Origin of the sequence: Bacillus sp. EKM202B (assembly GCF_011066025.1) — a bacterium.
GTDB lineage: Bacteria > Bacillota > Bacilli > Bacillales > Bacillaceae_G > Bacillus_A > Bacillus_A toyonensis.
In genome coordinates this window covers 108,919-128,436 of the sequence record NZ_JAAMNK010000008.1, presented here as the reverse complement: position 1 = coordinate 128,436, position 19,518 = coordinate 108,919, and the positions used below count along the sequence as shown (strand labels likewise).

At 32.6% G+C, this 19,518-nt stretch carries 17 protein-coding genes, 2 pseudogenes and 1 other annotated feature; of the genes and pseudogenes, 13 read left to right on the top strand and 6 right to left on the bottom strand.

Annotated elements, in window-relative coordinates; translation table 11 throughout:
• Positions 1-45: 45 nt before the first annotated feature.
• Together G9F74_RS12785 and G9F74_RS12780 are read left to right on the top strand one after the other, a co-directional pair.
• Positions 46-675, top strand: a complete 630-nt coding sequence (locus tag G9F74_RS12785) for a class I SAM-dependent methyltransferase (RefSeq protein WP_165406229.1) — start codon at positions 46-48, stop codon at positions 673-675.
• 315 nt (positions 676-990) lie between these two features.
• Entirely contained in the window at positions 991-1,623 is a 633-nt protein-coding gene (locus tag G9F74_RS12780; protein ID WP_001194786.1) for a type 1 glutamine amidotransferase family protein, read from the top strand.
• A gap of 149 nt (positions 1,624-1,772) precedes the next feature.
• Here the strand turns inward: G9F74_RS12780 and G9F74_RS12775 are convergent, their stop codons facing one another.
• Together G9F74_RS12775 and G9F74_RS12770 are read right to left on the bottom strand one after the other, a co-directional pair.
• Complete coding sequence (locus G9F74_RS12775; RefSeq protein WP_016108493.1) at positions 1,773-2,474, bottom strand: class I SAM-dependent methyltransferase; 702 nt, start codon at positions 2,472-2,474, stop codon at positions 1,773-1,775.
• Entirely contained in the window at positions 2,471-3,373 is a 903-nt protein-coding gene (locus G9F74_RS12770; RefSeq protein WP_000492438.1) for an SMP-30/gluconolactonase/LRE family protein, read from the bottom strand. The genes G9F74_RS12775 and G9F74_RS12770 overlap by 4 nt, the downstream gene beginning before the upstream one ends.
• Before the next feature lie 139 nt (positions 3,374-3,512).
• On the opposite strand from G9F74_RS12770, the gene G9F74_RS12765 reads away from it, so the two are divergent.
• Both G9F74_RS12765 and lysS read left to right on the top strand, forming a co-directional pair.
• Complete coding sequence (locus G9F74_RS12765; protein WP_044810524.1) at positions 3,513-3,683, top strand: DUF2197 domain-containing protein; 171 nt, start codon at positions 3,513-3,515, stop codon at positions 3,681-3,683.
• Positions 3,684-3,761: 78 nt separating this feature from the next.
• Positions 3,762-4,018 (top strand) — a binding site (T-box leader).
• An 82-nt stretch (positions 4,019-4,100) separates the two neighbouring features.
• A pseudogene (lysS, locus tag G9F74_RS12755) lies at positions 4,101-5,649 on the top strand (lysine--tRNA ligase).
• Between the two features lie 59 nt (positions 5,650-5,708).
• Here lysS and G9F74_RS12750 read toward each other — a convergent pair.
• Entirely contained in the window at positions 5,709-6,137 is a 429-nt protein-coding gene (locus tag G9F74_RS12750) for a cell wall hydrolase (RefSeq protein WP_001128413.1), read from the bottom strand.
• 151 nt (positions 6,138-6,288) lie between these two features.
• Here G9F74_RS12750 and G9F74_RS12745 point away from each other — a divergent pair, with 151 nt between their 5' ends.
• From G9F74_RS12745 to G9F74_RS12735, 3 genes are all read left to right on the top strand, one after another.
• Positions 6,289-7,203 carry an acetamidase/formamidase family protein gene (locus G9F74_RS12745; protein WP_016108496.1) on the top strand — a complete coding sequence of 305 codons (915 nt, stop codon included), beginning with the start codon at positions 6,289-6,291 and terminating at the stop codon, positions 7,201-7,203.
• Between the two features lie 124 nt (positions 7,204-7,327).
• Positions 7,328-8,035 (top strand): response regulator transcription factor, encoded by a 708-nt coding sequence (locus G9F74_RS12740; RefSeq protein WP_000239006.1) that lies wholly within the window; start codon positions 7,328-7,330, stop codon positions 8,033-8,035.
• The gene (locus G9F74_RS12735; protein ID WP_000620173.1) at positions 8,032-9,015 is read left to right on the top strand and encodes a sensor histidine kinase; all 984 of its coding nucleotides are present in this window, start codon (positions 8,032-8,034) and stop codon (positions 9,013-9,015) included. The genes G9F74_RS12740 and G9F74_RS12735 overlap by 4 nt, the downstream gene beginning before the upstream one ends.
• A gap of 182 nt (positions 9,016-9,197) precedes the next feature.
• Here the strand turns inward: G9F74_RS12735 and G9F74_RS12730 are convergent.
• Positions 9,198-9,824: pseudogene (locus G9F74_RS12730) on the bottom strand (DUF6518 family protein).
• 424 nt (positions 9,825-10,248) lie between these two features.
• Between G9F74_RS12730 and G9F74_RS12725 the strand changes: the two are divergent.
• Positions 10,249-11,148: a LysR substrate-binding domain-containing protein gene (locus G9F74_RS12725; RefSeq protein WP_307838068.1), complete on the top strand. Its 900-nt coding sequence runs from the start codon at positions 10,249-10,251 to the stop codon at positions 11,146-11,148.
• A gap of 74 nt (positions 11,149-11,222) precedes the next feature.
• Here the strand turns inward: G9F74_RS12725 and G9F74_RS12720 are convergent, their stop codons facing one another.
• On the bottom strand, positions 11,223-12,212 hold the full coding sequence (locus G9F74_RS12720; protein WP_016108500.1) for an aldo/keto reductase family protein: 990 nt from the start codon (positions 12,210-12,212) through the stop codon (positions 11,223-11,225).
• 518 nt (positions 12,213-12,730) lie between these two features.
• Here G9F74_RS12720 and abc-f point away from each other — a divergent pair.
• The 5 genes from abc-f (at position 12,731) to G9F74_RS12695 (ending at position 18,907) form a co-directional block, all read left to right on the top strand.
• The gene (abc-f, locus tag G9F74_RS12715; protein WP_016108501.1) at positions 12,731-14,359 is read left to right on the top strand and encodes a ribosomal protection-like ABC-F family protein; all 1,629 of its coding nucleotides are present in this window, start codon (positions 12,731-12,733) and stop codon (positions 14,357-14,359) included.
• Between the two features lie 18 nt (positions 14,360-14,377).
• Positions 14,378-14,971, top strand: a complete 594-nt coding sequence (locus G9F74_RS12710; RefSeq protein ID WP_016108502.1) for a GNAT family N-acetyltransferase — start codon at positions 14,378-14,380, stop codon at positions 14,969-14,971.
• A gap of 370 nt (positions 14,972-15,341) precedes the next feature.
• On the top strand, positions 15,342-16,112 hold the full coding sequence (locus G9F74_RS12705; RefSeq protein WP_000404264.1) for an ABC transporter ATP-binding protein: 771 nt from the start codon (positions 15,342-15,344) through the stop codon (positions 16,110-16,112).
• Complete coding sequence (locus G9F74_RS12700; RefSeq protein WP_016108503.1) at positions 16,087-18,018, top strand: ABC transporter permease; 1,932 nt, start codon at positions 16,087-16,089, stop codon at positions 18,016-18,018. The genes G9F74_RS12705 and G9F74_RS12700 overlap by 26 nt, the downstream gene beginning before the upstream one ends.
• Before the next feature lie 220 nt (positions 18,019-18,238).
• Positions 18,239-18,907: a lipoprotein BA_5634 family protein gene (locus tag G9F74_RS12695; RefSeq protein ID WP_016108504.1), complete on the top strand. Its 669-nt coding sequence runs from the start codon at positions 18,239-18,241 to the stop codon at positions 18,905-18,907.
• Positions 18,908-18,973: 66 nt separating this feature from the next.
• Here the strand turns inward: G9F74_RS12695 and G9F74_RS12690 are convergent, their stop codons facing one another.
• Entirely contained in the window at positions 18,974-19,315 is a 342-nt protein-coding gene (locus G9F74_RS12690) for a DUF3914 domain-containing protein (protein ID WP_001165487.1), read from the bottom strand.
• Between the last annotated feature and the right edge of the window lie 203 nt (positions 19,316-19,518).

Sequence of the window (19,518 nt, the reverse complement as noted above, 5' to 3'; positions counted from 1 at the left end):
ACTTTGATACTAAAAATGGATTGAAAATAAGGAGATAGATACATAATGGGATTTTGGGAGTCAAGTTTTATTGAAAAACAAACGATGTGGGGGTTTGAACCTACAGAATCCGCAATTATGACGAAAGATTTTTTTCTTGAAAAGAACGTTAAGAATATATTAGTTCCGGGTATTGGATATGGAAGAAATGCAAAGGTTTTTATTGATAATAGGATAAATGTAACAGGTATTGAAATTTCAAAAACAGCCATCGATTTAGCAAAGCAAAACGGACTAGAAAATATTAGTATGTATCACGGTTCAGTAAATGATATGCCTTTTGATAACAATCTTTATGATGGGATATTTAGTCATGCACTTCTTCATTTGTTGAATAAGCATGAGCGTGAGAAATTTATTAAAGATTGTTATAATCAGTTAAAACCAAGCGGATATATGGTTTTTACAACGGTTTCTAAAAAAGCGCCAATGTACGGAAAAGGGAAACAGTTGGACCAAGATTATTTTGAGATAATGGAAGGTGTAAAAATGTTCTTCTATGATTCTGAATCTATAAAACATGATTTTAATGAATATGGACTAGTACAAGTTTCGGAAATTGACGAACCAAATAAGAACATGGAAAATAAGCCTTCAATCAATTTTTTAATGATAAAATGTAAGAAAGAACAATAAATAAAGAATTGTAAGCATTACTAACAATCTCTATATGTTGAATATGAACCAATAAAGAGGACGAGCATATATTATAAATACCTCTTAACTTTAAGTAACCTTAACTTTCGTTAATAGGATATCTCAAAATCCCCGAAAAGAGCACTTGCGGAAACGAGTGCTCTTTTATTTATGTGATAATAGATTTTTATGGGTATTCTATTTGGGATTTTAAACCATAAATATAGAATATAATGTTAAACTTAATGTAGCACTTGTTGAAATTAATAGTTGTGCTGTAATAGAGAATAAAGTACTTGAACGGAGTGTTATTGAATGCAAACAAGAAAAGCTTATTTATATGTATTTCATACGATGTCAGATTGGGAATACGGACATTTAATTGCTGAACTGAATACAGGAAGATATTTCAAAAAAGGGTTAGCGCCTTTAAAAGTAATTACAGTAGGAGTAAATAAAGAAACGGTTATTTCAATGGGAGGCTTGAATATAAAGCCAGATATTTCCCTAGATGAATGTGTGTTTGAGAGTAACGATCTATTAATTTTACCTGGAGGAAATACTTGGAGTGAAAATATACATAAACCTATTTTGCAAAAAGTTGATGAAGCTTTAAAGATGGGCGTAATTGTTGCTGCGATTTGCGGTGCAACTATAGGGCTTGCAAATTACGAATTCTTAGATGATAGAAAGCATACAAGTAATAGTTTAGATTATATGAAAATGGTTTGCCCGAATTATAATGGAGAAAATTTGTATGAAATGGGACCTGTAGCATCTGACCAAAATCTCATTACTGCATCTGGAGTAGCCCCTCTGGAGTTCGCAATGGAAGTACTGAAAAAATTGGATGTACTTGCGCCGGATACACTTCATTCATGGTATAACTTACATAAGACTCATGAACCTGATTATTTCTTCCAGTTAATGAATTCTCTTAATAATTGAGTAGTTTTATAGTATCTCGAATAGGAACCATGCTTTAGATAGACAACGTCAAAGCATGGTTTTTTTGTTTTATTTCATGAATATTTAAATATACAAATCTCGTATAATAAAAATGAATTCGAGAGAAATATTCTTCTCTTTTTATACGATTATTGCTGAACGACAAAAGTAATAGCATTTGTTTTTAATTGAATCTTTCTTTCATTTCGAACTATATCATATGCTAATTCTTTTATTTCAAGTTTTATTTCTTTCCATCCAGTATAAATGCTTTTTAATAGATGTATCATTTCTTCGGTAGGGAGATTAATTTCAATTAAAGCATCTAATGTTTGATTCGTTTTCTTGTCTATTTCTCGTATGTTCGAGTTGATAATTAAACAATTGATACCATCATTCTTTGTGCCTTTTTTCATAGAGTGGAGCACGTTTTTAAAATCTTCTTCTGATTTAACATGCTCTAAACTTGATACTGCAACGATATAGTCATAAGTGTTAGGAGGAATATAGTAGTTTTCAATTACTATTTGTTCCGTTTTTATTACTTCAAATACACCATGTACTTTGCTATAAACTTGTAACTTTGTTAAAGCAGAATGAAGTAAATCAACACAAGTAACAGTGCCGCTACAATTTTTTATTTTTTGTGCAATTGGAATACTATTTCTTCCAACGCCAGATCCGAGGTCAAGTACTTGCAAGTTGTTTTGTCCTTCGAAATAGTCCATCATGTCCATAACTGTTTTAACTGGTTTGTAAAGCCAAGATCCAGTCTCAAATAGTTTATATTGTTCATAACAAAGGTCATGATATTTCTTTTCTTCTTGTCTTATGTAATCGATACGATTCATATTGTTTCAGCTCCAATATGTTCACTGCAAAATGAATAGGTAGGACAGCCTTTTATATTCGTTTGAATTCGAAAGATACCACCAGCATGTGGGTACTTTTTTAATTCTTCATCCGTCATTCTTGTTCTGGCTGTCGTAACATATAAGTCAGTTGAATTATGGCCTCCAAATGTACACGACGTTACATATAATGCAGGAATTGGAACACTTAATATTTGTTCTCCAGTCAAAGGATTCCATCTAGTAATCTTCGAACCACCCCAATGTGCAATCCATAAGCAACCTTCTTCATCGATTGTCATCCCATCAGGTAAACCATCATTTTCAGGAAAAAGGATAACATCAGTTGGATTACTAATTTCTCCAGTACGTATATCATAATGAAAACGAACTACTTTTTTAGTAGGTGTATCAATAAAATAAAGGTATGTATGATCAGGTGACCAAGCGATTCCATTTGATGTATTTACATATGAAACTTTTTTCTCAACGCTCAAATTATTATATAAACAATATAAGGAACCTGCAGCATTTATTCCATTTAAATCAGTAGTACCCGCCCAGAAGCGACCAGCTGGATCACATTTCCCATCATTAAAACGATTTTCTACTAAATGTGGTTCAGGATCATAAATATGTGTCAGTTTTTCTGTTTTCAGGTTAAGAGAGTAAAATCCGTTTTCCGTTGCTAAAAGTACTACATCCTCTACATATGGAACAACACAGCCGATTTGCTGATTAAGGGCAATTACCCGGTTTGTATTGTTAGTGGGATTATAGATGCATAATGTTTTCTCCATAATATCAACCCAATATAAAAGTTGCTTTTTTTCATTCCAACATGGTCCTTCAGCTAAAGTTGCTTTAGCATCTAAAACTAATTCTATATTACTAAACAAGATGTTCACCTCGCATTATAAGATATTTATATAATTCGATAAAAATAGAGGTAAACCTTTTAGCGAGAGAATCTTAAGATTTGCAATGTAGAAAACAGTCCTTCTCATATTAAAAAAGTGTATAAACACAGAGAGGAAAATGCATATGATGTTTTATGAGGTTGTTTGCTTTTCTTGTAAAAATATATTCCGAGTATATGAAGGTAGTGAACAATATAAGCGGTTTAAAGAGAAATCGAAAGGGATATATTGTTGTGATGAATGTAGCCACAAGATTCAATTAGAAGCGATAAAACATTTTTTTAGATAATTATATGTAATGTATTACCGTTCAGAAAAATTTGACAATAAACGTGTAATAAATTATCATATGTAAAAATCAACATTTAAAATGGCATGGAAGAGAAGAGTAGTTAAGAAAGAATACGTACAGAGAGCTCTGGTAGCTGAGAAAGAGCGGTATACATCTTAATGAAAAAAGACTTGGAGCTGCGCAAGGAACTAATTTATTTAGGGATGGTGCGACGGGTTCTCCCGTTATAGAGATAGGGTATAAGCATATTTTGCCGTACCTGAAAAGGTTAATATGGTGACGTATTAACAAACTGAGGTGGTACCGCGAAGCTAATAACTCTCGTCCTCAAGATGAATAATCTTGGGGGTGGGAGTTTTTTTGTTGTATAAAACTGAAAATGTGAAAACAAAAAATAATTGAGGTGAGTGACATATGCATTGGGCGTATGAAGTAGCACATGAATTAATTAGAAAACATCCAAATAAAGAAACTTTTGTTTGTGCATCTGGAATTAGTCCATCTGGTTCTGTTCACATTGGAAACTTCCGTGAAATAGTAACGACTTATTTTGTTGTAAGAGCTCTGCAAAATTTAGGGGAAAAGACTCGTTTTATCTTTTCATGGGATGATTATGACAGGTTTAGAAAAGTTCCTAAAAATATTGATCCATCTTTTGCAAGATACATTGGTATGCCGTACTGTGATATCCCTGATCCGCATGGATGTCATAACTCATATGCAGAGCATTTTGAAAAAGAGTTTGAGAAATCGCTTCAAGCATTTGGGATTGAAGTGGAATTCATATATCAACATGCTGAATATAGAAGCGGAAGGTATAATGGCAATATATTAGAGGCTTTGCATAAAAGAAATATATGATATTTTAATGCGTTTTAAAACAGGAGTTCATTTTGAAGAAGATAGAGAAAACTTTTATCCAGTTACGTTATATTGCGAGAGGTGCGGGAAAGATGCAACAACGATTACACAATTTGATGAAGTATTAGAAACAGTACGGTATGCATGTGAATGCGGAAATGAAAATGAATTATCGGTAGTAAATACAAATAAAATGAAACTGAATTGGAAAATTGATTGGCCGATGAGATGGATGATAGAGGATGTTATTTTTGAACCAGGCGGAAGAGATCATTCATCGGAAACAGGTAGTTACAATGTATCAAAAGAAATTGTAAGGAAAATATTCAATCGTGAAGCGCCTCATTACGTTGCTTATGATTTCATTGGTATTAAAGGTAATCATGAAAAAATGTCTAGTTCTTCAGGGAATAGCATTACACCTAGCGACTTATTAAAAGTGTATGTACCAGAAGTAATTCTTTTTATATTTGCAAAATATAGGCCAGGCGCAGCTTTTCATATTGGCCTTGATGAAGATGTGATCCGAAATTATACAGAGTATGAACGATTGAAAGATAGTTATGAAAATGAAGCACTAAAAAATGAAGATTTATTTGATGCAATTAAACTTTCTAGAGTTGATAACCGATTTAAAGAATATCCAAAGTTTAATCAAGTTGCAAGTACTTTACCACTATTAAATTTTGATTCCTCTATTTTACAAAATATATTAGAGAAAATAGATAGGAGTTATGCATTACCTGAAATGATTGCGATAAGTAATCGTGCAGAGTATTGGATAAGAAATTTTCAATCTGAAAAATTGATTACGGTAAATAAAGAGAAGAATACGGAGTTTTATAACACATTAGAAGATAGACAGAAAAACTGGGTGGAAGAAGTTTGTAAAACACTTCGTTCTAATAAAGAATATTCTAATTTAATGGAGCAACTGTATACGATTTGTCATCATGAAAATAAAAAAATAATGAAAGGAAATCAAAAGCTATTATTCACCATTATATATAGGCTCGTTATGAATCAATCAAGTGGCCCACGTATACCGTTATTAATACATGTGGTAGGCATCAAAAAAATCATCACTTTATTAGATTTCTAATATATAGCTAAAAGCAACGCAAGTACTCAAAGATCTAAGTGCTTGCGTTGTAAATTTTACTACCGTGTATACAGTTTTGGACATTCATCACCACTTGGCTCATAAAAACAATGGCTTTTAAATTGCCCTACAAACGGCTGATTATACCATTCAGGTAGGCAAGCTCCAACTGGACGGAAATACCAAAGAGCCCATCGTGCTGGCCAGCGCCATTCACCTTGTAAAACCTTTCTTGCAATTTCTTTTTCTGACTCACGAGCGCGTTGATAAAAATATCCATATTGTACCGCTTCAAATCCACCGGGGCTTTGATATACAGCATCACGAACGGTACGGAGTTGTTTGAAATCTAAGCAATCGCAAAATACACGATTCACAACAACGCAGCCAACAAGCTGTTCACCTTGTCGACCTTCTCCTTCAGCTTCAGCACGAATTAAACGAGCTAGTAAATCAACATCGCTTTCGTTATATGGAATAAGGGGCATAGTGATACCACCTTTCTGTTATAGTAAAGAGTGTATGTTATAAAATAAGCTACGTGCTTTTTTACATAAAAATAATATTTGATTTTAATAGGAGTTTGTATAAAAAAAGTTAATTAGTAATAGTAGATAAATAGAAAAGGGGAGAGGTATTATGTATCGAATTCATAAAGATGACATTATTTACGCAATGTCACCAGAAAATAAGCCGTATATGGAAGTGGAAATTGGGAGCCGTCTTGTATTTGAAACATATGATTGCTTTGAAAACCAAATTGATTCTGAAGATGTTGTGTTCCAAGAATTAGATTGGAACCGAATTAATCCAGCGACTGGGCCTGTATATATTACAGGTGCAGAACCGGATGATATATTGGCCGTAACGATTGAAAAGATTAAAATTGCAGAGCAGGGTGTTTTAACTACAGGTGCGAACCTCGGTGTAATGGGTGAAGTGCTAAATGAAAATACAGTGAAAATCGTCTCAATACATAATAAACATGTTTTGTTTTCAAATGAACTGCAAATTCCGATTAATCCAATGATCGGTGTGATTGGTACTGCGCCGAAAGAGGAGAGTATTTCCTGTGGAACACCGCATGACCATGGCGGAAATATGGACTGTAAAGAGATAAAAGAAGGGACAACATTGTTATTACCTGTAAATGTTCCTGGTGCTCTATTAGCATTAGGCGATTTACATGCAGCGATGGGTGATGGTGAAATTGGTGTTAGTGGAGTAGAGGTTGCTGGTGAGGTGACGGTAACAGTTCAGATTATAAAAGGAAAGAAATGGCCACTACCAATGGCTATCCAAAAAGAAAAAGTAATGACGATTGCTTCAGAGAAATTGTTAGACGATGCAGCGAATCGTGCTGTACATAATATGGTGACATTTTTACATGAGGAATTAGAAATGTCTAAAGCAGATGCAACTCTTTTATTATCAGCAGCGGGTAATTTAAAAGTTTGCCAAGTAGTGGATCCACTAAAAACGACGCGGATGGAACTAGGAATGGAATATGCGGAAAAGCTAGGTTTTAATTGGAGTAAATTTAATATTAAATAAGAATACTAGAAGAAGGATGCTGTTTTTTAAAAGTATCCTTTTTTAATTTACGGATGAAATAAAAAGAGGTAGTATTTACTTTGTATAAGTATATTTGAGATTGTGAATTAAAAGGAGTTTAAGAATGGTCAAAATTATGATTGTTGAAGATGATATGAAAATTGCGGAGCTATTATCAACTTATGTTGCGAAATACGGTTACCAAGGAATTGTAATATCGGATTTTCAAAATGTGTTAGACATATTTTTAGAAGAACAACCAGAGTTAGTTTTATTAGATATTAATTTACCAAGCTTTGACGGTTACTATTGGTGTCGTCAAATTCGCGGAGTTTCCACATGTCCAATTTTATTTATCTCGGCCCGTGAAGGTACGATGGATCAGGTTATGGCGTTAGAAAATGGTGGCGATGATTTTATTCCGAAGCCTTTTCATTATGAAGTTGTAATGGCAAAAATTCGTAGCCATTTAAGACGTGCTTACGGTGATTATGCACCGAAACTAGAAGAAAGAATGGTTGAGCAACAAGGACTTAGTTTATATCCCGAAAGGCTTGTATTGAAGTTGCGGAATCAAGAGATTGATATAACGAGAAACGAAGCCATTTTATTAGAAATGTTAATGAAAAATTATCCGCGTGTTGTGAGTAGAGAAGTGTTACTTAATAAGTTATGGGATAGTGAATCTTACGTTGATGATAATACATTAAGTGTAAATACAACACGTGTGCGTAAAAAGTTAAAAACATTACATATTGAGGATGCGATTGAAACAATTCGTAGTGTTGGATATAGGTTGCATATTACTTGGGAAAATGGTGTGGAAAAATGATAAGGCTGTTTATACGTGACCATATACCACTTATTTGTTTTACAGTGCTCCAACTACTAGCCATATTCCTCGTATATTGGTTTGATGGACATAATCATATTACAACAGCATTATATGCAATGTTTTTAGGTGCTTTTTTTATGGTAAGCTACTTAATATTTCGTTATTTTACACATCGTTCTTTTTATGAGCGTTTAGCAAATCCATTGCAATCTTTGGATGAATCCGTTCAAAAATCTGATTTTGCAGTTGTATCTACTGCTCTCCAAGATTTGCTTGATGCACAATATCGTCATTATCAAAATCAACTGCAATTACAAGAAAGAAAAAATAATGATCATTTAACTTTTATGAATCAGTGGATTCATCAAATGAAAACACCTCTATCTGTAATAGAATTAATTACACAGGATGAAGTGGATTCGCGTTTTGAAAGTATTAATGAGGAAACAGATCGCTTGAAAAAGGGATTAGAGATGGCATTATATGTCGCGCGTTTAGAAGCATTTACACAAGATTTTTATGTAGAAAGAGTCCAACTACATAAAGTAGTAAATGATTCCGTGCATGAACATAAACGCTTCTTTATCCGGAATTTTGTATATCCAGAGCTTGAAATTGATAAAGGTATTACTGTAGAAAGTGATGCGAAATGGTTGCAATTTTTAATAGGACAAATTATATCGAATGCGATTAAATACTCATCAGGTAGTAGAGAAAAGATTAAAGTGAAAGCATGTAAGGAATGTAATACTGTTGTACTTGAAATAGCCGATAGTGGCGTCGGGATACCGAAGCAAGATTTACCAAGAGTATTTAAACCGTTCTTTACAGGAGAAAATGGTAGAGATTTTAAAGAATCAACTGGAATGGGGTTATATCTTGTATATGAAATTACGAAACAATTAGGGCATCGTGTAGAAATTCATTCAGAAGTTGGTAAAGGTACCATTGTACAAATAACATTTTTTAATGTGTAAAAAAGTGATCTAGGCTAAAGAACTTTGGAGTTAAGTTTTTTAGCCTTATTTTATAGCGAGTAAATGAAATGATAATAAATACGACTGTTAAATTAGAAGGATTTAATAATAAGTTAATTGATAGATAATTTTTTGTAAGAAACAAGCTACCCCTTTGAAAGAGCTAGCTTTATGAATTGTAATTAAGCAAACAAACTTAATAATTTATATCCAATTAAACCTAAAATAATGATAGGAATCACCACTAAAAAAGAAGAAATTCGATTAGCATTAGATCGTTCCAATACAAGAATCAAGATAATTCCGACTATCACTTCGGTATATCCAACAGGTAACATGTGACTGTAGTCTTCAAAATTTAAAAGAATGTGAAGCCCATCCGTTACAAAAACTCCACTTATAAGTGCGCTTCCGAATTTATGAAGAGGATTTGTAGTATCTTTCCATAGAAAACCTGCAATTCCGAAGATAGTTCCTCCTATACATGCACATACAATCCATACAGATATAAAATAAATAGAGTGAGCTACATTTTTAATAATTATTGCATAACCATAATAGCCTAAAACCATACCTAGCAGCGCAAGTATACCGGAAAGCATAGCTGTACGCTTAGAATAACTAAGACTAGCCACAAAAAAGGATGGAACTAACCAAACACTTCCTAGGTTAGCTAATGAATTCTAATTTCCTGGAAGTATACCTTGACCCAATTTAGTTAGTATACCAACAATAATCCCTACTATAATCGGGATGAGAAAAATCTTTAAAAACATATTTGATTTTATGATTTTTAATGTCTTGTCCATAAATTCAATCCTTACTTTCATATTTTCTGCAAACTTATAATAGCTTATTAAGGGGAAATAATCAATAAAATTTTATTGAAAAACAATAAAAAAATATTGAATAATAAATGATACTTTGTTTTTACAATTAGGTGAATACAATATCAAAAACTAGTTACTCAACTAAAATGGTAAATGAAATAATATATGCAAGTAATAAAATTGCTGAAAACATATAATTCAACTTATCATAAGATGCTCTTGAGGATAACATTCACTCTTATACTTGTAATTTAGAATTTTTAATGATTTTCATCTCGTATTTACAATGAAATGATTTATGATAAAAAAGAAAAGGGATTGATATATTTTCCTCCTGTTTTTTATTTACGATTTATTAGAAGGAGGGCTTCTTTGCTAGTTGTTAATAATAGGGGGGATTGCAATAGATATTCGGAAAATGAGATATTTTATAACAGTGGCAGAAGAATTAAACTTTAGTCGTGCAGCAGAGCGTCTTATGATGGCACAACCGCCTTTAAGCCAAGAGATTCGTAAATTAGAAGATGAATTAGGGGTTCAACTTTTTTACCGGACAAAGAGAATGGTTGAGCTTACCGATGCTGGGAAAATATTTTTAGAAGGTGCGCGACAAACGCTGCTTCAAGTAGATAGAACGATTAAAGAAACACAGCTTGCGGATGAAGGAAAGATAGGACATTTAATAATTGGGTTTGTCGATTCTACAGAAACCGTTATAAATGTATTAAAAAAATTTCGAGAACGGTTTCCTAAAATTAAGCTCATATTACGCGAAATGACAACAGATCAACAAATAAAAGCACTCTATGAAAAACAAATTCATATTGGATTTATTCGTTCCAAGCAGAATAATGAAATTTTAACTTCCGAAGTTTGTTCTGTAGAATATTTAAAATTGGTTTTGCATGAAGATCACCCTTTCGTTATGTTACGTAACATTCCAATTAAATCATTAGTGGATGAACCATTTATTTTATTTCCACGTCATTTTGGTACAAACTTTTATGATGTAATTATTAGTTACTTTTGGGAACATGGAGTAAGTTTAAATATTGTTCAAGAAGCGATTCAAATGCAAACGATTGTGAATTTAGTTGCAGCAGGAATGGGGATTTCTGTCGTTCCGTCATCAGTGGAAAGTTATAAAAAAACGGGAGTTATATATAAAGAAATTCAAGAAAATACCCCAAAAATAAATTTATATGCTGGATGGAGACTAGATGAACAGTCTGTTGTGTTAGAGAACTTTTTAACTGTTGTTAGAGAGGTTTATACAACTTCACAATGTGAATGTAAAAGATAATAACCCATCTGTATAGGATGGGCAGTGTAGATTTGAAAAGGAAAGCTTCTTTATAGGTAGAACAAAAAGGTGTTTTAACCTGTTTTGCTCGGATCATACTCAATGAAATCTTTTAGTACACCATCAATTTGATCCATAATTTCAGGTTGTAATTTAACACTAGAAGCAATTACGTTTTCTCTTATTTGCTCTGGATTTGATGCACCAATAATTGTAGAGGAAACAGCTGGATTTTGTAATACCCAAGCAACTGCAAGTTGAGGTAAGGTAAGATTAGTTTCTTGCGCGATGGGATTAAGTTTCTGAATTGCATTGAGTACATCATCGCTCATCCAGCGTTGCACGAGTTTTTGGAAAAATGGTTTACCAGCATCAGAGTTAGCACGTGATTGATTCGGCAATGGTTTACCAGGTTGATATTTTCCTGTGAGAATACCTTGTGCAAGGGGAGACCAAACAACTTGACCAAGTCCCTCACGTTGACATGTTGGTATTACATCAGTTTCAATAACTCGCCACAACATCGAATATTGAGGTTGGCTAGCGATAAGTGGAATGCTTAATTCTCGTGCAAGTGCTGCACCACGGGTGATTTGTTCTGATGTCCACTCACTTACGCCTAAGTAAAGGACTTTACCTTGTCTTACAAGATCAGCAAAAGCTAACATCGTTTCTTCAAGGGGAGTTGTTGTATCAAATCTATGTGCATAATAGACATCAATGTAGTCTGTCTGCAACCGTTTTAATGATGCATTACAATTTTCAATAATATGTTTCCGCGACAATCCACGATCATTTTTTCCAGGTCCGGTCGGATGACATACTTTTGTACATAGTTCTATACTTTCTCGCCGTATGCCTTTTAAAGACCGGCCTAGTACTTCTTCGGCTATCGTGTCCGAATAAACATCAGCAGTATCAAACGTTGTAATTCCGACATTTAGTGCGGTTTTCACACAATCATTTGCAGTATCTTCATTTACCTTTCCGCCATGGTTTATCCAGTTCCCGTATGCAATCTTACTTACTGTTAACCCACTGTTTCCGAGTTTGCTAAATTCCATTGTAGAATCCCCCCTTAAAAATGATACCTTTATTATAAGAACTGAAATTTAGTATGTATAATATATGATTTATGATGAATCTATATAAAAATTATATAAGAGGGAGATGTTTAGAATTTTATTGTTAGGGGAATCTAAAGCAAGTAGTACAACAAATGTGGTTTATGCTTGTTCAATATGAAGTTTAGAATTGATAAATAGACCTTAAAAAAAAGCAATCTTTTTAAAAGCACATATAATTGCATTTACTCATACAGTACTATTATGGTACAATATGGTTACTAACGACGGAAAGGAATGATGGGTGGACGATGATTAACTAATCTTATTTTTAAATGTTGAAATTAAATAAATTTCAATTTGTAAAAAATAGGATTAGTCTGCCCAATTCCATTCAACGGTATTGCTATTTGATTTGCGTAATAGCTTATTTGGGTATAAATAATGTAATGACTAATCCTGCCAAAATTACTTTGGGAGGATTTTTTTGTTCTCCCTTTATGAAAGGGATCGGTAATATGAAAGAGCTTTTAAAACTAAATGATGTGTATGTTGAAATAAAGGAAAATACTTTGTTAGAAAAAATGAATGTAGTAGTAAAACAAGGGGATATAATCGGATTAATTGGTAAAAATGGTGCTGGTAAATCAACGTTACTTCAATTAATAAATGGGAAGATTGAGCCATCAAAAGGAATTGTTGAGTGGCAGCAAATGAATATGACAACAGCATATGTTGAACAAGAAATAGAATCTTTTATTAGTAAGGATGTGATTGCAAAAGAAGCAGAGCTTCTTGCAAAATGGGGCGTGCCAACGAACGATTTTCGTACTTTAAGTGGTGGTGAAAAGCTGAAAGTTCGGTTAGCGAAAGGATTTGCGAAAAATCCTAATGTCTTAATATTAGACGAACCGACAAATCATTTAGATGAGATGAGTACGGAATTTCTCATTAAACAAATAAAAAATATGAAAGGTACAGTTATCGTTGTATCGCATGATCGATATTTTTTAGATGTTGTCGCAACAAAAATATGGTCAATTGAGGATAAAAAATTAATTGAGCATAGCGGTAATTATACGAGTTATATGAAAGCACGTGAGCAAAAAAGACAGACGCAACAACGTGAATATGAAAAGCAGCAAAAAAAGATTGAACAAGTAGAAACACATATAAAAGAATTAAGTTCATGGTCACAAAAGGCACACGCACAGTCTACAAAACAAGAAGGTGTTAAAGAATTTTATCGTGTAAAAGCGAAGCGAATGGATGCGCAAGTTAAGTCAAAACGAAAACGTCTCGAAAAAGAGCTAGAGAAAACGAAAGTAGAACGTGTGAAAGAGGAGTACTCAGTTGAGTTCTCTATTCAAGCGAGTAAAAAAGTAGGAAAACGCTTTTTAGAAGTAAAACAATTAAAAAAAGACTTTCATGGAAAAATATTATTTGAAAACGTTAATTTTACAATTCAGCACGGTGAGAAGGTTGCGATTGTTGGACCAAACGGTAGTGGGAAAACAACATTACTAAAGATGATTATGGGAACGGAAACTGTGGAAGGAGAAGTATGGGTTTCACCATCTGCAAACATCGGTTATTTAACACAAGAAGTATTTGATTTACCACTTGATAAAACGCCAGAAGATTTATTTTTTAAAGATTCATTTGAAGAAAGAGGGGAAGTCCAAAATTTAATGAAACATTTAGGGTTCCAAGCTTCTCAATGGAAAGAGCAGATTGAACATATGAGCATGGGAGAACGAGTGAAATGTAAGTTAATGGTTTATATTTTAGATGAAAAAGACGTACTCATTTTAGATGAACCGACAAATCACCTTGATCTGCCTTCACGCGAACAGCTTGAAAATACATTAGCGGAGTATAATGGAACACTAGTTATCGTTTCTCACGATCGATATTTTCTAGAGAAAACAACTAACACAAAACTCGTGTTTTCAAATCATACGATACAAAAACAGCTAGAAGAACCTCCTAAAACAAGAGATGAAATTGAAGAGTTACGTTTAACGTTAGAAACAGAGAGACAAGAAGTATTAGGAAAATTAAGCTTTTTAACTTCTAATGATAAAGAATATAAAGAACTTGATGAACGATTTATAGAACTTACGAAACAGATTAAGGCGCTATAATTATTTAGGGGGATTAACATGGGAGCAGAGAGTTCAACTAAGTTATTTAGAATAGACTGTGGAGATATATATCTACAAGTGTTTACTATGAAAGATACTGAGAGTATTTATAAAATATCGAATCAACCGGAAATAGAAAAATTTTTGCCAGACTGGAAATCAACGAAAGAACAGAGGGTTAATTGGATTATCAATGATGAAATACCAGCAAATAAAGCATTTCTTGAGGCAGTGAAAACTACGAATAACATAGATAATCATATGTTAAAGCTAGGAATATTTAAGCAAGCTACAAATGAATTCATTGGATGGTGCTGCACAGGTATTAAAGAAGAACTCCCTTCACCAAACAGAGAGATAATGTATGCTATCTCAAGTGAATATCAAAATAATGGCTATGCTACAAAAGCGACTAAAGGCTTAATTGACTATTTGTTTAAAAAAACAAATGTAAATGTCCTCAACGCAATTGCTTTAATTAAAAATGTACCATCAAATAAAGTTATTGAAAAATGCGGATTTATTTATATGAGCCAACAGACGATAGAAAATCGACTATTTAATCATTATGTATTGAGTAAATCAGAGTGGATAAAAAATATAGCTCTTTGAAGGGAGCTATATTGCATATGAAATCAGTAAAAAAGCTTAGAGCTAAAACTCTGAGCTTTTTTTCGTACTATATGATAAGTTGTTATTCATTGTTTTGAAGTTGTATAGTTATTCTTTATAATATATTGCATGTTGCTAATAAAGAATACAAGTTGTTTCAGCGACTAGAAGTAAGAAGCATTGTATTCCATACCACTATACAAATATTATAAGATAGATATACATTGATTATATATTGGAAATAGATTTGTTATCAGTTTTTTCATTTATCTTACAAGCGTGTAAGATAAATGAAAGATGAATCAATATGTGCTATAAGACAATTCATTTACACTTTATAGTGAGCAGTGGAAATGAAGGGAGAATATAAATGGAAATTTTACATGCAAAAAGTATTAGTAAAGTATATAAAGGGAAAATACCTTTTAAAGCATTGGTAGATATTGATTTATCAATTCAAGAAGGTGAATTTGTAGGAATTATGGGACCATCAGGTAGCGGGAAAACAACATTATTAAATATGGTATCTACTATTGATTCTCCTACATCGGGAGAAATATTAATAAATGGTACAAATCCTTTTCAGTTATCATCAGACAGTTTAGCTTTATTTCGTAGGAAACAATTAGGATTTGTTTTTCAATCATTTAATTTACTTAGCACACTTACAGTGAAAGAAAACATTGTATTGCCGATGACACTAGATGGTGTATCTGTACAAGAAATGAACAAACGAGTGGAAGATATTGCAGAGAAATTAAATATTGCAGATATATTGAGTAAAAGAACGTTTGAAATATCAGGGGGGCAAGCTCAAAGAACTGCAATCGCTCGTGCTATCGTTCATAAACCACAATTATTACTTGCAGATGAACCAACAGGGAATTTAGACTCTAAATCTTCAAATGATGTAATGGAGATGCTAGATACTCTTAATAAAGAAGAAAAAGCAACGATGATGTTAGTAACACATGATCCGTATGCAGCGAGCTTTTGCAGCAGAGTTATATTTATTAAAGATGGTCAATTATATAATGAAATTTATTGTGGTGAAAGCAGGCAAGCCTTTTATCAAAAGATTATGGATGTCCTTTCTTTGTTAGGAGGGAAAAGGCATGACTTTTCGTCAGTTCGCGTTTAATAATATTTTTCGTAATAAGCGTACATATGCTGCTCATTTTTTAAGTTGTACATTTTCTATTATGATTTTCTTTACGTATGCCCTTTTGTTATTTCATCCTGATTTACAAGGGGAGTTGAAATCGACAAGTGCAACAATAAGTGCATTTGGTACATTAGGATTTACAGTTTCGCAAGGCTTGATATTTGTTTTTTCATTTTTCTTTATTCTATATTCAGTAAGTTCATTTTTAAAAACGCGTAAGAAAGAATTTGGCATTTTAATGATGCAAGGTATGTCAATGAGGCAGCTAAAGAAATTATTATTAATTGAAAATATGTTAATTGGGCTTGGGTCAATTTGTATAGGGATTTTCATCGGTCTCATATTTTCTAAACTAGTATTATTGATTAGTGCAAGTGTATTAATGATTAGTAATGGCTTACCTTTTTATATACCAGTGAAGGCCGTACTATTAACAGTCATCACATTTCTTTTCTTATTTTTAATCGTTTCGCTTGTTACTTTTAAAACGATAAAAGTAACGGAACTTGTGGAACTTATTCAAGCAGAGGAAAAGCCAAAGCCTGAACCGAAATTTTCCATTTTATTATCGCTACTTTCTTTAATTAGTATAGGCTATGGATATATTTCAGTATTTCGCTTTATCCCAAGTATTAATTTTATTACGCTCGGAATAGGTGTACTTCTAGTCATTATTGGAACGTACTTTTTATATACACAGTGTAGCGTGTATATATTGTATCTTGCTAAAAGGAGAGAATCTTTCTTTTTAAAGAGAACAAATATATTAACATTTTCAGAATTGATTTACCGTATGAAAGATAATGCAACGATGTTTTTTATAGTATCTATTATTTCAGCAGTTGCATTTACAGCAATAGGTACAACAGCCACTCTTGGTAATAGGAATTTAGTGTGGATGACAAACCCATATACATTTCTGTATGAAAGCTCTGAAAACAACAAATTAGTAGATAAACATCTCTCTATTATAAAAAAACATCTCTCTGATGCAAATATTCCGTACCGAATGGCTTCATCTTCAAGTAAATTTACAGAAAGTAACGTAAATGTATTGAAATTAAGTGAATATAACGAACTTACGAGAGCACTAGGGTACCAACAAGAAACAATTGAAAAAGAAGATGAAATTTTACTAATTCCTGGGAGGGTGTCACAAAAACAAGAATTTAAAAATGGTGACTATAAAAAAAATATTGAAGTTATTCAAGGTGATTGGACAAAGACATTTCGTGTGAAAAAAACTGTTGGGGATTTAGTTTTACCACATGATTCTAGTAGTATTTATATTGCTGTTCAAGATCATGTGTATGATGAAATTCCTCTGACGAGTAATCCACAAGATGAAAATATTCAACATCGTACTTATGGATTTGTTGTAGATGATTGGATAAAAACGAAAGAGATTTCAAATCAATTAAAGAGTATACTCGATAAAGATCTCGGGGACAGAGATTTCTACTTTGAAGCTTTAACATTAAACTTGTTGGAGGCAAAGCAAAAGAATGGTTTATTACTTATGGCAAGTGTTTTAGTCGGAATCGTTTTCTTTACATTTGCTGCTAGTTTTATTTATTTCCGATTATATACTGATTTGGACCGTGATCAACAACAATATAAAATGATTTCAAAAATGGGATTAAGTAAACGAGAGTTAAAAAAAGTTGTAACGAGACAGTTAGTATTAATGTTCTTCTTACCGATTGTTGTTGCGGTGATTCATACTGTAGTTGCGTATACGGCACTGCAACAATTAGTCAGTTTTTCTATTTTAAATAGCTCGATCGTTATTTTAATTTCATTTATATGTATACAAGTTTTATATTTCTTTATCACTCGTTGGCGTTACCTACAAAAGCTTTATAAGACTATGGAGCAATAAAGTGAAACTTTAATCAGTGGGGGTTTTCTTCATCCCCCGCTGATTATTAGCCTTCACCAATCGGGCTTTTACGGGCAGTTGATCCCCCATCTAACTTTTTTGCTCTCACTGAATTTTGAGGTGGGGGTCTTACTGCCCGTTAATGCGGGATAGAGGATATTAACTAATAAAATTACAGAAAAGCATGTAAAAAATGATATGAATTATGAAAGGAACCGTGATGAAAAGAACTTTAACTATTTTTATGTTAACTATACTATTTTTGATAAGCTTTAGTGCATGCTCTAAAAAGGACAACGCATTTCCTGCAAACGGTGTATTGATTATTGGAGATGAAAATAATATTTCACCAATTATTAATCGTTATCAGGAAATTACGAAAGAAAATGAAGTGTTTTCTGTGAAAAAAAGTGAAGTTGGAAATGGACATGTCTTAATTTTAAATGAATCTACAGCACTAGCGTTGATTAAAGAAAAAGTTTTTCGTAAACGAGATAATGACTCCGATTATATTATAGATACGTTACCGAAATTCTCAAAAGAAGGATCGCTACTGTTTACAAGTGAAGACGAAAAGACTATGAAAAGTATTAAAATAGAAGGAAAAGAGATTCCTGTTACATACGATAGTGACGCTTGGATAGGTAACAACCGTAAATATCCAACGCAATCGTATGTAATCGTAGCAAAAAATAGTGTATATAAGGAAATAAAAGCAAATGAAACGAAAATGCATCTTCTTCAATTTAAGAAATCTTTAGGTGACGAAAGACCTAAAATGTCGACAGATAATACAATGGTTAATGAAAATGTCAAAGTAAAAAAGCTAATTAAAGGTTTGGAAGGAGAAGTATCTTTTCAGTTTGTAACGATTGGAGAAAAATCTTAAAAAAGAGTTCGAGGTTGATAGAAACTTTATCAACCTCGAACTCTTTTTAGTTATATGCCATTTAGATTACATTACTTCATTTAATCGAGTCTCGTTTGTTTCCTCAATCACATTTGGGTTTTGAACCGAATTACTTTGAGCTTCTTTTTCTTTACGAGACTTTTGTAGCATTTCAAGGATGATCCATAATGGAACACCTTTATCCTTTAACATCTTCCATAAATCTAATTCGTTAAATTTATGCTCAGGCTGTTTCATTTCTTTTTCAGATGAACGAATATCGAACTTGATAGGATCATTTGCTTTCTTACCTTCAAGTTTAGTAGAAGAGATAGTATTATGCTCAAGGTTAGATGGAGTTATTTTAGTAGGTTGAGCTAATGTATGAATGTTTGATCCGATTTGCATGCTTTTTCCTCCTTTTCAAGCAATAAAATTAGTTTTCTTATGATTGTTAAATTCATGTAACATGAGGAAACTACATTCAATTATAAATTCAAATAATCAGATTTACAAGTTGTATTGTAAAAAGTAAATGTTTACTTGAATTAATATTTATCAACATTTGTGTATGTTTTCTATATATACAACGTATATAAAATACTTTACAT